The 15,857-nt window shown below is 30.4% G+C and carries 12 protein-coding genes and 1 riboswitch; all 12 genes read right to left on the bottom strand.

Going from position 1 to position 15,857, the window contains the following annotated elements:
- Nucleotides 1–414: 414 nt before the first annotated feature.
- A complete protein-coding gene (locus H9661_RS11430; RefSeq protein ID WP_191768857.1) occupies nt 415–981 on the bottom strand; it encodes a TIR domain-containing protein in 567 nt (188 codons plus the stop codon).
- Complete coding sequence (locus tag H9661_RS11435) at nt 981–1,808, bottom strand: macro domain-containing protein (RefSeq protein WP_191768859.1); 828 nt, start codon at nt 1,806–1,808, stop codon at nt 981–983. Before H9661_RS11435 ends, H9661_RS11430 begins: the two co-directional genes overlap by 1 nt.
- A gap of 323 nt (nt 1,809–2,131) precedes the next feature.
- On the bottom strand, nt 2,132–3,055 hold the full coding sequence (locus tag H9661_RS11445) for a reverse transcriptase domain-containing protein (protein WP_191768863.1): 924 nt from the start codon (nt 3,053–3,055) through the stop codon (nt 2,132–2,134).
- On the bottom strand, nt 3,030–4,028 hold the full coding sequence (locus tag H9661_RS11450; RefSeq protein ID WP_191768866.1) for a retron St85 family effector protein: 999 nt from the start codon (nt 4,026–4,028) through the stop codon (nt 3,030–3,032). Before H9661_RS11450 ends, H9661_RS11445 begins: the two co-directional genes overlap by 26 nt.
- 958 nt (nt 4,029–4,986) lie before the next feature.
- A complete protein-coding gene (gene glmS, locus H9661_RS11455) occupies nt 4,987–6,810 on the bottom strand; it encodes a glutamine--fructose-6-phosphate transaminase (isomerizing) (protein ID WP_143317129.1) in 1,824 nt (607 codons plus the stop codon).
- A 485-nt stretch (nt 6,811–7,295) separates the two neighbouring features.
- The gene (locus H9661_RS11460) at nt 7,296–8,429 is read right to left on the bottom strand and encodes a trans-sulfuration enzyme family protein (protein WP_143317035.1); all 1,134 of its coding nucleotides are present in this window, start codon (nt 8,427–8,429) and stop codon (nt 7,296–7,298) included.
- A 2-nt stretch (nt 8,430–8,431) separates the two neighbouring features.
- Nucleotides 8,432–9,577 (bottom strand): trans-sulfuration enzyme family protein, encoded by a 1,146-nt coding sequence (locus H9661_RS11465; protein WP_143317033.1) that lies wholly within the window; start codon nt 9,575–9,577, stop codon nt 8,432–8,434.
- Nucleotides 9,578–9,671: 94 nt separating this feature from the next.
- A riboswitch (SAM riboswitch) is annotated at nt 9,672–9,775 on the bottom strand.
- 39 nt (nt 9,776–9,814) lie between these two features.
- Nucleotides 9,815–10,078, bottom strand: coding sequence for a GIY-YIG nuclease family protein (locus tag H9661_RS11470; protein WP_143317031.1), 264 nt, complete (start codon nt 10,076–10,078; stop codon nt 9,815–9,817).
- A 14-nt stretch (nt 10,079–10,092) separates the two neighbouring features.
- Nucleotides 10,093–11,916, bottom strand: a complete 1,824-nt coding sequence (locus tag H9661_RS11475; protein WP_423738985.1) for an ABC transporter ATP-binding protein — start codon at nt 11,914–11,916, stop codon at nt 10,093–10,095.
- A 31-nt stretch (nt 11,917–11,947) separates the two neighbouring features.
- Nucleotides 11,948–14,179: an ABC transporter ATP-binding protein gene (locus tag H9661_RS11480; RefSeq protein ID WP_143317028.1), complete on the bottom strand. Its 2,232-nt coding sequence runs from the start codon at nt 14,177–14,179 to the stop codon at nt 11,948–11,950.
- Nucleotides 14,180–14,201: 22 nt separating this feature from the next.
- Complete coding sequence (locus tag H9661_RS11485; RefSeq protein WP_243129614.1) at nt 14,202–14,648, bottom strand: MarR family winged helix-turn-helix transcriptional regulator; 447 nt, start codon at nt 14,646–14,648, stop codon at nt 14,202–14,204.
- 189 nt (nt 14,649–14,837) lie between these two features.
- Nucleotides 14,838–15,839 (bottom strand): ketol-acid reductoisomerase, encoded by a 1,002-nt coding sequence (gene ilvC, locus H9661_RS11490; protein ID WP_143317024.1) that lies wholly within the window; start codon nt 15,837–15,839, stop codon nt 14,838–14,840.
- Between the last annotated feature and the right edge of the window lie 18 nt (nt 15,840–15,857).

Genomic DNA, 15,857 nt, shown 5'->3' on the forward strand with positions numbered 1-15,857 from the left:
CTTCACTCCCCTGTACATCTAACATTAATATCTGCTAATTTTCTTTTAAACTTATTATAATTAGTAGTTTTAACAGGTTTTACAATAATTAAACAATTTATTTTAATTACCTATTAAATAAACTTATCTTTAACCTTTTAATTCATATTTATTATTTTATAAAATTTATTTAATAATAATGCAAAAAACCTTAGTGTTTAATACACTAAGGCAATTTTGAGAGTTTCTTTTTATGTGCTATATGACACCACAAGCTGTAGAAGATGCATACTCTATTTAGTTGTTATCTACCCTATACTTACTTGTAGATTTTTCTCATAGAATTCTTGACTCTAAAATAATCCCACTTTGTCAAAATATATCTTCATAACAATATGCTATTACTTACAATGATTACTTTACATTAACAAAAATTTATTTATCAATATATCCCCAATTTATATAAACTTCTTTTTTGTATGTTGTAAGTGCTGAAGTTAAAATGTTGCTACCAGTACTATTCACACTAAACTGTGAGACAGCAGATGAAATCGACCTTTCTTTAAACGGAATGTGTATACATTTTGCTGTTCCATTATCTATTCTTTCGAGTAATGCTTTAGGCCATTTTCCCCGAAGCAATGATGGATTTAAAATTGAGTTATATCCAGTATATGCAACAATTAAAGGAATTTTATATTCATCAACAACTTTCTCTATTTCATAATTTAACATACCTCTATCCCAGTTGGTATCATCAGATATTATCAAAAGCATATTTTTAGAATTTTTCATTCTTTCTAACAATCGAGATTTCAATGTTCTTATAGAACTACTATCTTTTACTTGATAAGTTTTTAAATGACTATCACTAAAATTTAATTCGAACCTATTTGAATTGTTCCATTTACGTAATAAGCCATAGTATTTCATATCACCTTTAGTAGGATCTGTTGTACCATTACCATCAAATGCAACATAAGTGCCATTTCTATATGCCATTATTCCCACCCCTTTAGTTTCGTAAAATTAATTTTATCAGCTTTGTCTTTATGTATAATAATTGTCGCACTTGCAGGATACTTGAACTTAATTCGGCTTAATTTAAACGACCAAATAAGCAATTCTAAAAGTTCCTGATCAGTTATATGATCATATTCTTTAAATCTTGTAATGCCAGATCCAAACAGTGGAATCGTCACAGACCTTCCCGAATAAATAATATCTATTTCATTCCAAAAATTAAGTAAAAAATTTATATAGTCATTCATATATAGATATGCTCTATTTTTGTCATCAAATTTGGCAAAAGATGTCAGAAGATACTCCCCATCAACAAAAATACTTCCCAATTTGTACTTTTGCTTTTTCCCAATCTTTCTTTCGTTATTGTATCCTGACTTTAATTCCATCAAATGTGAATCCATTTCAATTTCTTTATCTAAATTAACGGTATTTTCATAGTTATTCATAATATATCTACCATGCAAAGAATTTTTTGAGATAATAGCATTATCAACAATATTATCAAAATACTCATTAACTCCTATAACTTTTAATCCTTCTTGAGAAAATATATCTCCAACTTTTATCTGCAATTGTGAATTATTAATATTTATTTTAATGTTATCACGGAAATTTTCATAAATCCAAAAATAAAAATACACTATTATAAATACAACCACTTCAAAAATGCCAATTCTAAATTTAGTTTTCTTATCAATATCTACAGCAATCAAAGTTATAGATAGTATTGTATTAACTACTGTAAGAAACCAAAAGAATTTTTTCAGTATAAATTTATTCCATGGAGCAATTTTTAATTTCACATTTTCACCCCCCTACATTGTTTTATAATTTAAAAACCTTCCATTTTTCTCTATGCAGCATATCCATCAATCATGAGTAATATAAAGCTGAAACATGATAATATTTTATCTTACTTCACTTCAGGCAAAATCGAAAAATTTACTTTTCAAACAACCTTACAAAATTTTGAGCAATTTTTGTATTTGTTTTCTCTAAATTTATATTAAGTAACTCACCAAAAAGCGTATAAACTCTACTTAACTTATCAAAAGTATATCTTTTCCCATTAATCTTTGTAAATGATCTGTCACTTTCAATTAGTAAATTCTCTATTGGAATCTGCTTAATAACTCGAAATCTCATGTTCATCTTTTAATTCTATATCTTTTTCTTCTTTACTGAAAACAATTCCTTCTTTATCATATTTTAAATATACAGATTTAAGTTCATCGTATTTCTTACTGTTAATATCCTTTATAAATGCTAAGTTTCCTAAAATTTTATCTTTACATCCTTGTTCTTTTACCAAAAAATTGTATATTTCTTTTTTTATAAATTTATATTTTTTATGTCCTAATGATAATTCATTAGTTGAATTATCAATTGTAATTCCAGTAACCCTTCTTCTAGTCGCCCTGCTACTAAAATAAGTCTTATTATTATTTATACTAAACTTATATTTTACTAATAAAGCTTCAACTTTTTTTATTACATCGTGAGTTATATACTCCTTTGAAGATATTGTTATATCATCTGCATAGCGAGTGTATTTCATATTCGTATTATTGATTATTGTATCATATAGTTCTATATCAAATTTATACATTACGCAATTACTTATATGTGGTGCTGATACGCTCCCTATAACTAAATGTCCTTTATATAAAATTATTTTTTTAATTAGCTCTTTATCCGACTTACCTAATTGATTTATTTCTTCCAAAAGAATGTTGATATGGTATTCAGTAATATTATTAAAGAAATTTTCTATATCCGTATGTAAAATATAATTAGATTTAGAGTGAATACTAGCATTCTTTTTTATAGAACATCCCTTTTGATATGCTGCTGTAAATTTCGAATATTCAAGAATAGAAAATATCTTTGAATTTAGCCAATATTGCAGTGTCTTCAATTCCCCGGATGAGTTATATATAAATTTACTTCCTTTTTTGTAAATTCTATATTTTTTAGTAGAATTTACTGTAGACATTATAAAATCCGGATCTAATCTTAATTCACTACTCATTCTCTGCAATAGACTCATTTTCATTTATCTCCATTCTCTCACTAAAATTCTGATACATTGCTGAATTAATTTTAGTTCTTAATTTATTATATTCATTCCTATCTATATTGAATAAAGAATTATAAAAAGTCACTCTTTCATTACACATGTAGTAATCTGCTCTTTTTTCTATCATTTGCATTTTACTCAATAATTCTAATAAATGTGTAATATTTCTAATATTATGTTTTGCACAATTTTTTATTGTAAATGCTCTAAACCCTGTAAACTTCTTATACAAACCAAGTATTTCTTCTTTCTGAATAGGTTGAAATATTTCTATAATATTCATAATTTCATATATTAAACTCTTTAATTCAACTTGACTCTCATTCTTATTCGGTTTATAACTTGATTCTAACTCTGATATCTCTTTACACATATCCAGAACTCTATACTCTTTTATAAATTCATCATATTTATAAGGACTATAAATAATGGAGCTTTCATCTTTTAATTCAATTTTCTTTAGAGGCCCTAACCTTATAAATGATCTTTTTTCTATATAATCATCATTATTTATTACTATTATTTTTTTCATTAATTCATCGCTATAAGAAAAAGCACCTAATTCACAACAAGTCCCCTCACTTTCAAGAATTACAATTATTTTTTCACTAATTTCTCCTAAAATTCCCTCAAAAGTTAATAAATCTTTTAACTCATTATGATCGTACAGATTTTCTGCGACAATACAATAATTTTTTAAATATGTACTACCTTTTACTTTAAAATTACTTTCCTCTAATTTATTTATTAGGAAATATCTTTTATTTAATTCACTTGCTAGTATTTCCTTAGATTTCTGTTTTCCTTTATCATCATATATATCTTTACCACAAATAAATATAATTTTAGGATATTCTTGACTACTATGTGCTTTTTTTCGTATCTTATCATGTAATATATTAAATACAGTGTTTATCTTCTTATCTTCTAATAAATGCTTCATTGTTTTCCCCCATAAAAAAAGAGAACTCTACATTAATCCTCATTGTAATAAGATTTCAAGTGATTTATTCTGGAATAAATCTCTTGTAATTTTATTACAAGAATGGACAAAAACAAAACTTTCTCTGCACATCTACTCAGAGAAGATAATATATAGATAATACTACTATATTATCGATTAAATCTAGAATTCTCTGAATATTATTATACTATAATATTCCTATTTTTACAATTATACCTCACAAATGAATAACTTAATACTAGTGTGTATTACTAATAAACTCGTATCATCCCAAAATCCCCTCTCACCCCTTTCCCCTTGCTCCATTTTTCCTTGACCCTTGTGCGCAAACGCACAAAAGCCAGGACTTCTAATCATTTTCTGATTAAAAATTCCTGACTTTTAACATGACTTTTTCATGAATAACATGAGTTTTTTATTACTGATACGAGTTTCTTATGAGTGTACAACTAGACCACATATTTGTAATAAATTTACATTTTTTACCACCCTATCTACTTGACAAAGATAATTACAACTTCAGTGGTGTATAGTTCTCCAATAAAATCTACTACAAAACAATATCTAATACTTTTCATATAAATACATTTATTAGATTACTTTTTTTGATAGATTTTCAAGATCATTAATTATTACCTTAACAAATTCTAATTTTGCTCTAGCAAAATCATTATCACCTGACCAACTAAGACCTAGGCTGAGACATTTCTCAGTTTTTTTATACTCATTTATTAACTCACTAATTTCATCCTCGATTTTTTCATCTCCATATAAAATTGTGAGAAAATATAATAACTTTGGTTAATTTATATTTATAATTCTAAAGAGTGTGACTTTTTCACTACACTTTTAGACTAACTTTATTGTTATGGACACACTTTATTGTTATAGACATACTTTATTGTTTGCTACAATAATATAAAATATTTATCTATTTCTATTCAACTGTTACTGACTTAGCTAAATTTCTTGGCTTATCTATATCAAAGTTCTTTTCCTTAGCTGTATAGTAAGCTAGTAATTGTAATGAAACTGCTGCTACAACTGGTGCTACCATATTTAATACTTTTGGTATTCTAACAATTTTATTAAATACTGATTCATCTATTTCATCACCTTCATAAGCAACTCCTATAGTTTCAGCTCCTCTAGCCTTAACTTCTACTATATTACTTACCATCTTTTCTCTAAGCTTAGTTTGAGTTAATAAAGCTATAACTTTTGTTCCTTCTTCTATTAATGCTATTGGGCCATGCTTAAGCTCTCCTCCAGCATATGCTTCTGAATGAATATAAGTTATTTCTTTAAGCTTTAAAGATCCTTCTAAAGCTAGAGCATAATCAACTCCTCTTCCTAAGAAGAATACATCTTGCTCCTTAGCTAAAATCTTAGCTACTTCTTCTAGTTCTTCTTTCTTAGCTAATACTTCTTCAATCTTTTCTGGAAGTAATGTTAAAGCTTCTTCTAATTCTTTTGCTGATTCATTAGTTAAGCTTCCCATTAACTGTCCAAAATACATCCCAATTAAATTCATTACAACAACTTGAGTTGTATATGCCTTAGTTGAAGCAACTGCTATTTCAGGTCCAGCCATTGTGTATATAACATTATCAGCTTCTCTTGATATAGTACTTCCTACTACATTAGTTATAGCTAAAGTTTTAGCTCCAATTTTCTTACAATCTCTTAAAACAGCTAATGTGTCAGCAGTTTCTCCTGATTGGCTTACAGTTATTAGCAATGTCTTGTTTGTAACTAATGGCTCTCTATATCTAAATTCCGAAGCTATATCTACTTCTACTGGAATCTTTGCAAACTTTTCTATTGCTACTTTTCCCATAAGCCCTGCATGATATGCAGTTCCACAAGCTACTATATATACTCTATCTACTCCATCTAAATCTTCCTTTGTTAGGTTAAATCCCTCAAAAGAAACCCCATTATTTGAGATTTTACCAGTTAAAGTATCTCTTATAGCCTTTGGTTGTTCGTGTATTTCTTTCATCATGAATGAGTCATATCCACCTTTTTCAGCAGCATCTGCGCTCCATGTTACTTTATACACTTCTTTATCTATCTTTGACCCGTCACTATTTAGAACCTCTGCTCCATCTCTAGTAACTAATACGAATTCATTATCATCTAAAAGATATACATTTCTTGTATAGCTAATTACTGCTGGAATATCTGAAGCAATAAATGTTTCACCTTCTCCAAGCCCTACTATTAATGGACTATCTTTTCTTACTGCAACTACCTTATCTGGATCATCTCCACAAATTACACCTAAAGCATAGCTTCCTTCAAGTCTTTCTGTTGCCTTTACAACTGCTTTAAAAAGATCTCCTTCATAGTAATAATGAATTAAATTTGGTACTACTTCTGTATCTGTTTGTGATTTAAACTCATATCCCTGCTCTTTTAACCATTTTCTTAGTTCAAGATAATTTTCTATAATTCCATTATGAACTACAGTTATATTACCCTTTGAGCTTTTATGTGGATGTGAATTTATATCTGAAGGCTCTCCGTGAGTAGCCCATCTAGTATGCCCTATCCCTACAGTTCCTTCTAGAACATTTTTATCTAAATCATCACTAAGATTAGAAAGACGTCCCTTATGCTTTACTACAGTAACTTTCCCATCATTTTCTACAGCCACACCAGCAGAGTCATACCCCCTGTATTCTAGCTTTGATAATCCATCAATTAAGAAGTTTGTTGCTCTCTTCTTTCCAACATATCCTACTATTCCGCACATATTATTTCTACCTTCCTTTTTCATAATTATTTAATTTTTTAGTCCTCATTAAAGCTTCGTCCTAACAAAAATGACAAAGGTATGATAATCTTAGAAATCTAAAACTTTATATGAAGGTTTTAACACCAGGCTGAATTTGTACTATAGATCACTCCATAGCTTTGTCAGCCGTTTACGGTAGTGCGATACCGTGGGGCACCCGCCGAAGTATTCGATACTCCCCAACCTCGTCAACTTAAACGAACTTCCAAATCTATGATTTGGCAATACTTACTTAAGTTCTGGCGCTTTATTCTAAAATACTTTTATTATCTTTTATAAAATCACTTCCTTCACTTTATTTCATACCTATTGATTATTTTATCACAATTAATATTTTTGTCTATATATTATATTATTAAATTTCTTACATTTTAGTTACCATAATAGACTTAATCTATCATTTAAGATGAAGCATAATTTGCTTCATCTTAAACCTTGCAAAACTAATTTATCGCCTTTTCAAAACTCTCAATTAAGTCTTCAATATCTTCAAGTCCTGCTGAAACTCGTATTAAAGTATCAGTTACTCCAAGTTTTTCTCTTTCTTCCCTAGGAATAGCTGCATGACTCATTTTAACTGGATATGATACTATAGTTTCTACCCCTCCAAGGCTTACTGCTACTCCTACATTTTCTACATTATTCAAGAAGTGTTTTGTCTTTTCTAGGCTCTTAAATTTAAATGATAATACTGCTCCTCCACCATAAGATTGTGCTAAATGACTCTCTCTCCCTGGATGACCTTCAAGCCCCGGATAGTATACTTTTTCTACTTCTGGTCTATCTTGAAGCCATTTAGCTAGAATCTCTGCATTTTTTTGACATTCAAGTACTCTAACCTTTAATGTTTTAAGCCCTCTAATAAGAAGCCAACAATCTTGTGGCCCTAAAACAGCTCCAAATGTATTTTGAATTTGTCTAATTTCACTACTTAATTCTTTATTTTTAGTTACAACTAATCCTGATATTACATCACTATGTCCCCCTATAAACTTAGTTGCACTATGAACCACAATATCTGCTCCAAGTTCTATAGGTCTCTGCAATAAGGGAGACATAAAAGTATTATCAACAATTACTATAATATCCTTTGCTTTAGCTACCTTTACTGCATCTTTTATATCTGTTATCTTTAATAACGGATTTGATGGTGTTTCTAAATATAATCCCTTTGTATTTTCTTTTATTGCATCTCTTATTTCTTCTAAATTACTTGCATCTACAAAAGTATGCTGTATATTAAATCTAGAAAATAACTTTGTTACAGCTCTATAAGTCCCACCATAAACATCTCCACATATTACAATATGATCTCCAGCGGAAAATATGCTTAATACTGAGCATATTGCTGCCATTCCTGAAGCAAAAGCAAATCCTCCATCTCCACCTTCAAGTTCCGCAATTAAATTTTCCAGAACATCCCTAGTCGGATTCCCTGATCTTGAATAATCATATTTTCCAAAGTTATCTATATCAAATTGATGAAATGTTGATGCTTGATATATCGGTGTACTTAAAGCTCCTGTATTTTTATCTATACTTCCTTCTGAATGAATTAATTTTGTCCCTATCCTCATTTCTATTCCCCCTTTATTGCTTGTTTTAAATCATCTAATATATCTTTAATATTTTCAATACCAACAGATAATCTCAGTAAATATTCATCTACCCCAAGTCTTTTTCTAAGATCATCTGGTATTTCACTATGGGTTTGAGTAAATGGATACGTTATAAGTGTGTCTACCCCCCCTAAGCTTTCTGCAAAAGATACAACCTTAACTCTTTTTAATATTTTTTCTACAAGTTTTTTATCTTTAACTCTAAAGGATAAAGTTGTACCAAATCCTGTACTTTGAGATTTATTCACTTCATATCCCTCATGTTCTTCCAATCCTGTATAATATACATCCGAAACTTCATCTTGTTCTTTTAACCAGTTAGCAATAACTATAGCGCTTTCTTCTGACTTCTCTAAACGTATGTGCAGCGTCTTTATTCCTCTTAAAACTAACCAAGCTTCAAAAGGCCCTATTGTTGCTCCTGTAGACATATTAATATATCTTAATCTTTCAATAAATCTATCATCCTTTGCAACTATTAATCCAGCTAAAACATCATTGTGTCCTCCCAAATATTTCGTTCCACTATGAATAACTAAATCAGCTCCAAGATCTAATGGTTTTTGATAATAAGGAGTAAGAAAAGTATTATCAACGATAAATATCAAGTCCTTCTCCTTAGCTATCCTTCCAATGCCTCTTATGTCTGTAACTCTTAGCGATGGATTAGATGGAGTTTCTATAAATATCCCTTTAGTATTTTCCTTAATAGCATCTTTCACTGCTAAAAAATCTCTAGTATCTACAAACGTTGATTCTATACCAAGCTCCTTGTAAATACTTCCAAAAAGTCTAAATGTACCTCCATATAGATCTTCTGAAATAACTAAATGATCCCCAGCTTTAAAAAGATGCACAATACAGTTTATAGCTGCTAAACCTGTTGCAAACGCCAACCCATACCTTCCATTTTCTAATAAAGCTACAGTCTTTTCTAATTCTTCTACAGTTGGATTTTGAAGTCTTGAATAATCATATCCTGTACTTTCATTTAATGCAGGATGCTTGAAGGTTGCACTTTGATAAATAGGAAAACTTATTGCCCCAGTATGCCTATCCCCTCCTGATGCACCTCTTACTACTGTTGTTTCAAAATTCAAATTCATAATTAGCCCCCTTTCAAAATAAAAAAAGCCGCTTCTTTATATAAGAAGCGACTATTGTTAGTCAAATATATAGTCATAATGAGACTACTAATTCCTCTTATCTGTCAGGATAAACCTGCAGGATTTAGCACCACGTAATAAATAATTACAGGTTGCTGGGCTTCAAAGGGCCAGTCCCTCCACCACTCTTAATAAGATAAACTTATTTATTTAATTACATATAATTATACATCTTTCCTAATCAATGTCAACATGTTCTTTGAAATTTTTAATCAAATTATCCTTTTCTTCTCTTCTAAGCTTTTTAATAGCATATTCTCGCTTCATCGCATCTACTTTATCCTCAAAAGTTTCAAAATAAACAATCTTTAGAGGGCCTCTACCCCTAGTGTATTTGGCCCCTTTAGAATTACAATGATCTTTGAATCTTTTTTCTAAATTATTTGTCCATCCAGTATAAAGAGATCCATCTCCACATAACAAAATATAAACATAATTCATACCACTAATATATATTAAGCTATCTCTGAATTTTCAAATTGAGAATTATAAAGATCACAATAGAATCCACCAGCAGATAATAACTCCTCATGATTTCCTTGCTCTATTATATCTCCATCTTTCATAACAAGAATTAAATCAGCATCACGGATGGTTGATAATCTATGAGCAATTACGAAGCTTGTTCTTCCTTCCATAAGATTATCCATAGCTTTTTGTATCAATACTTCTGTTCTTGTATCTACTGAACTTGTTGCTTCATCTAATATTAATATCTTAGGATCTGCAAGTATTGCACGAGCTATAGTTAATAATTGTTTTTGTCCTTGAGATACATTACTAGCTTCTTCATTTAATTCCATATCATATCCATCAGGTAATGTTTTAACAAAGTGATGAACATGAGCTGCTTTAGCTGCTTTTATAACTTCTTCATCTGTTGCATTTAACTTACCATATCTTATATTCTCTCTAATACTTCCATTGAATAACCATGTGTCTTGAAGCACCATCCCAAAAAGCTCTCTTAATTCACCACGATTAAAGTTCATTATACTATTGCCATCTATTAATATATCCCCACTATTTATATCATAGAATCTCATTAAAAGCTTAACTATTGTAGTCTTACCTGCACCTGTAGGCCCAACTATCGCAACCTTTTGCCCTGGCTTAATATTAGCAGTAAAGTCATTTATTATTGTCTTATCTGGATTATATCCAAAGTGAACATCTTTAAAGTCAACTCTACCTTCAAGGCCGTTTGGAGATACTGGATTTGGAACAGTTTGTTCTTCTTCCTCTTCAGCTATAAATTCAAATACTCTTTCAGCTGCAGCTGCTGTTGATTGCATTAAGTTAGCAATTTGTGCTACTTGCGCTATAGGTTGAGTAAAGCTCCTTACATATTGAACAAATGATAATATATCTCCAACTTCAATTGCTTTTTGAATAGCAAGCCATCCACCTAGTATTGATATCATTACATATCCAATATTACCCACAAAAGTCATTATAGGCATCATCATACCTGATAAGAATTGTGACTTCCAAGCTGAATCATATAATGTGTTATTATATTTATCAAATTCTTTTACAGCTTCTTCTTCACCATTAAATGCTTTTACTATATTATGTCCACCGTATACTTCCTCAACCTGACCATTTACATGTCCTAAATATTCTTGTTGAGATTTAAAGTACTTTTGTGATTTCTTAACAACTGCGCCTATTAACCCCATCGAAATAGGTAGTATTAATAAAGCCGCAATAGTCATAGGTATACTTATTGATAACATCATTGCTAATACTCCAATAATCATAGCAACAGATGTAATCATTTGAGTCATACTTTGATTTAAATTTTGACTCACTGTATCTATATCATTTGTAACTCTTGATAAAACTTCTCCATGAGTTCTTGTATCAAAATATTTAAGTGGCATTCTATTTATCTTTTCAGCAAGTTCTTTTCTTAGGTTATATGAAACTTTTTGAGTTACTCCACTCATAATAAATCCTTGTACAAAAGCTAATAATGCACTAACTACATATAATCCTAATAAGGTTAATAATATTCCTGCTATCTTATCAAAATCAATACCGGCTCCCTCAGCACCAGTTGTCTTTGATACTAGACCATTAAATATTTCTGTTGTTGCCTTTCCTAATATCTTTGGTCCAACTATTGTAAATACGGTACTACCGATTGCAAATATTACAACTATTATTATAGATAATGTATATGGCTTAAGATAAGTCATAAGACTTTTCATAGTTTCTTTGAAGTTTTTGGCCTTTTCTACATTTCCTCCCATTGGGCCTCTACCCATACCCATTGGACCTCTACTCTTATTATTCTTTTCACTATTACTCATTTCCTAGCTCCTCCTTTGAAAGCTGTGATAAAGCTATTTGCTTATATACTTCACAATTATTTAGAAGCTCTTTGTGATTCCCTATCCCAACTACTTTACCTTCATCTAAAACTATAATCTGTTCTGCATTTAAAATTGTACTTATTCTTTGTGCTACTATGAACACTGTACTATTGGAAGTTTCGTTCTTCAACGCTTTTCTTAAAGTTGCATCAGTTTTAAAATCAAGTGCCGAGAAACTATCATCAAATATATATATTTGTGGATCTTTTGCTATAGCTCTTGCTATTGATAATCTTTGTTTTTGTCCTCCAGATACATTTGTTCCTCCTTGAGAAATTTCCGTCTTAAATTTCTCTGGTTTTGAAGAAATAAATTCAGTGGCTTGTGCTATCTCAGCTGCCTTTTCAACCTCATCTTCAGTTGCATCCTTCTTACCATATTTTAAGTTTGACTCTATTGTTCCAGAGAATAAAACTCCCTTTTGCGGAACATATCCTATCTTTTCTCTTAAATCATGTTGAGATACATCTTTAACATTAATTCCATCTATTAATATCTCACCACTAGTAGCATCATAAAATCTAGGTATTAAATTAATAAGTGTTGATTTCCCGCTACCAGTACTACCTATAATTGCTGTAGTCTCTCCTGGTTTTGCTACAAATGATATATTCTCTATTACATCTTCATCTGCATTTGGATACCTAAAACTTACATCTTTGAATTGAACTATTCCTTTTTTACTAGAATCAAATGTTTTCTTTTCTTTAGGATCAGTTACAGTTAATTCAGTTTGTAATACCTCCTCAATACGCCCTGCTGATACTGATGCTCTTGGAAGCATTATTGATACCATAGATATCATCAAGAATGCCATTATAATTTGCATAGTATAAGTTATAAATGCCATCATATCTCCAACTTGCATAGTTCCATCATTAACACTATGTGAGCCACTCCACACAATTAGCACTGTAATTGCATTCATTATAAGCATCATAAGTGGCATCATAAGTGACATTGTTCTTGTTACAAAAAGATTTGTTCTAGTTAAGTTTTTATTAGCTTCATCAAATCTCTTTTCTTCATGCTTCTCTGTATTGAAAGCTCTAATTACTAATATACCTGTTAAAATTTCACGAGTAACTAAGTTTAACTTATCTACAAGTTTTTGTACCGACTTAAATTTAGGCATTACAATTGCAAATAGTAACAATATTACAGCTAAAAGAACTAACACAGCTACACCTATAATCCAAGCCATTGATGTATTTGTATTTAGCACCTTTATTACCCCACCAAGTCCAAGTATTGGAGCATAGAATACTATTCTAAGGATCATTACCATTAGTAATTGAATTTGTTGAATATCATTTGTGCTACGTGTTATCAATGAAGCAGTTGAAAACTTATCTAATTCAGTATTAGAGAAAGACACTACTTTCTTAAACACCTTACTTCTAAGATCTCTACCAAGCTTTGCTGCTACTTTAGCTCCTAAAAATCCAACTGCAACTGTTGCAATCATGCTTACAAGTGCTATTCCAAGCATCTGTGCTCCTGCAATTATTATATATTTCTTTTGAAGCCCATCTGTATCTATTCCTAGATCATCATAAAGATCTCTTACATAAGCTACAGCCCCTTGAGTTATTATTGTATCTGGCATTTCTTCAAATTTGCTATTAATATCATCTCTAACTTTACTTAATTGTTCCTCTGGTAGCATTGAGAAAAGCTTTAATACATCTCCATTAGCTGCCTTTACCATTTGTGGTGGAAAATTAGCTATCATTTGCTCCTTCATTGAAGCTGTTTCATCACTATTTTTAGTTAATACAGAAACTACTAACATTGGTTTACTAAATATATTATTTAGCTCATCTATAGTAGTTTGATCCTTTGTATTTAACTCATATACTGGTTCATCGCCACTTATACTCTTTTTTGTAGCTTGTGATGCATTGTCCAAATAAGTATAGTTCTCTAAAATCTTATCCTTATCATCTTTATTCATAAATAAGAACAAATTATCTAAATCACTCTTACTTATTTCTTCTGGTACAGCATTTTCAATACCATGTTGTTGTATTCCCACATTTACTATATTAGATGTATAGTCTGGTAATGCAAGATCACATACAGCTTGTAAAACTAATAATGCTATTATTGCTATAACTGATACTGCCGACTTTTTCATGTACTTAATCATTTTCAACATATATTTTTACATCCCCCTTCTCTTACTCACACTTCATATTAGGACAATCCTTTGTTAGATTGTCTCTTATTTGCATTAGCAATCTTCTAAATAATACTTTTTCTTCAATAGTAAAATTTTCAAAGCATTCTTCCTCGACTTGTTTACCAATCTTTTTTACTTCTTCACAAACTTCTTTACCTTTTTTGGTAATGAAGATTCTAGTAATTCTTTGATCATTATCATCTTTTTTTCTTTCTATAAGTTCACCCTTTTCCATTCTAGTAAGCATGACAGTTACTGTGGCTGGTTTTATTCCCATATCTTTAGCAAGATCTTTTTGACTTTGACCATTTTTCTTTAATAGTTTTAGTAATACATGTTGTTGTCCAGGATGAATACCTTTTTCCCCAAGCAAAATATGACTTCTCGTAAAGGCCAATCTAACTGCTTGAAAAAAAACACCTTGCACTGATTCTTCAGTAGTCAAAATTTTATCCACCTCCATTTTGTTTAGCTTAGCTAACTAACATAATAATCATTTCTATATTAAATTGCAACTTTTTTATAAAAATCTTCACTTTTTCTTCACATTGATATTTTTAGTAAACGTTTTTAATTAGTCAAGCTAAACAATTTACCTTATAAAAAAAAGTCCTGCAATATGCAGGACTTTAAACTAATCTAATTTTTTATTTATCCAATCCATCATGCCTCTTAATTCAGCACCAACCTTTTCGATTGGATGTTCAGCTTCCATTCTCCTCTTTGCATTAAAGTTTGGTCTACCAACTTGATTTTCCATCAACCAATTCCTTGCAAATGTACCATCTTGAATTTCAGTAAGAACCTTTTTCATTTCCTTCTTAGTTTCCTCTGTGATTATTCTATCACCAATCATGTAGTCACCATATTCTGCTGTATCAGAAATCGAATATCTCATTGTAGCCATACCTCCTTGGTACATTAAATCTACAATTAACTTCATTTCATGCATACATTCAAAATAAGCATTTTCCGGAGCATATCCAGCTTCAACCAAAGTCTCAAATCCAGCTTTTATTAATGCAGTAACACCACCACAAAGAACTGCTTGTTCTCCAAATAAATCTGTTTCAGTTTCATCTTTGAAAGTAGTTTCAAGTACTCCTGATCTAGCACCACCAATTCCATTAGCATAAGCTAACGCTAAATCTTTAGCATTTCCTGATGCATCTTGATGAACTGCTATTAAACAAGGAACTCCTGATCCTTCTGTATATGTTCTTCTAACCATATGTCCTGGCCCCTTTGGAGCAACCATAAATACATCTACATCTGCAGGTGGAACTATTTGACCAAAGTTGATATTAAATCCATGTGCAAATGCTACTGCATTTCCACCTTCTAAATATGGAGCTATTTGTTCCTTATATATAGCCGCTTGCTTTTCATCTGGTACAAGTATCATTACAATATCTGCTTCCTTAACTGCATCTTGAACTGTTGCAACTTTCAATCCATCATTTTCGGCAACCTTCCAAGATTTACTTCCATTATACAAACCTACAACTACATCTATTCCACTATCATGTAAATTTAACGCATGCGCATGTCCTTGGCTACCATAACCAATTATAGCTACCTTCTTTCCCTTTAAATAGTCTAAATTTGTGTCCTTTTCATAATACATTTTTACCATTTTCTTTTCCTCCTAAAA

The organism is Clostridium cibarium, from assembly GCF_014836335.1.
Taxonomy (GTDB): domain Bacteria; phylum Bacillota; class Clostridia; order Clostridiales; family Clostridiaceae; genus Clostridium; species Clostridium cibarium.

Bases quoted from the DNA above. Each gene is read 5' to 3' on its own strand.
- ilvC (WP_143317024.1), bottom strand. From the start codon at position 15,839: ATGGTAAAAATGTATTATGAAAAGGACACAAATTTAGACTATTTAAAG.
- H9661_RS11430 (WP_191768857.1), bottom strand. From the start codon at position 981: ATGGCATATAGAAATGGCACTTATGTTGCATTTGATGGTAATGGTACA.
- H9661_RS11475 (WP_423738985.1), bottom strand. From the start codon at position 11,916: ATGGGTATGGGTAGAGGCCCAATGGGAGGAAATGTAGAAAAGGCCAAA.
- H9661_RS11465 (WP_143317033.1), bottom strand. From the start codon at position 9,577: ATGAATTTGAATTTTGAAACAACAGTAGTAAGAGGTGCATCAGGAGGG.
- H9661_RS11450 (WP_191768866.1), bottom strand. From the start codon at position 4,028: ATGAAGCATTTATTAGAAGATAAGAAGATAAACACTGTATTTAATATA.
- H9661_RS11470 (WP_143317031.1), bottom strand. From the start codon at position 10,078: ATGAATTATGTTTATATTTTGTTATGTGGAGATGGATCTCTTTATACT.
- H9661_RS11480 (WP_143317028.1), bottom strand. From the start codon at position 14,179: ATGTTGAAAATGATTAAGTACATGAAAAAGTCGGCAGTATCAGTTATA.
- glmS (WP_143317129.1), bottom strand. From the start codon at position 6,810: ATGTGCGGAATAGTAGGATATGTTGGAAAGAAGAGAGCAACAAACTTC.
- H9661_RS11445 (WP_191768863.1), bottom strand. From the start codon at position 3,055: ATGAGTCTATTGCAGAGAATGAGTAGTGAATTAAGATTAGATCCGGAT.
- H9661_RS11460 (WP_143317035.1), bottom strand. From the start codon at position 8,429: ATGAGGATAGGGACAAAATTAATTCATTCAGAAGGAAGTATAGATAAA.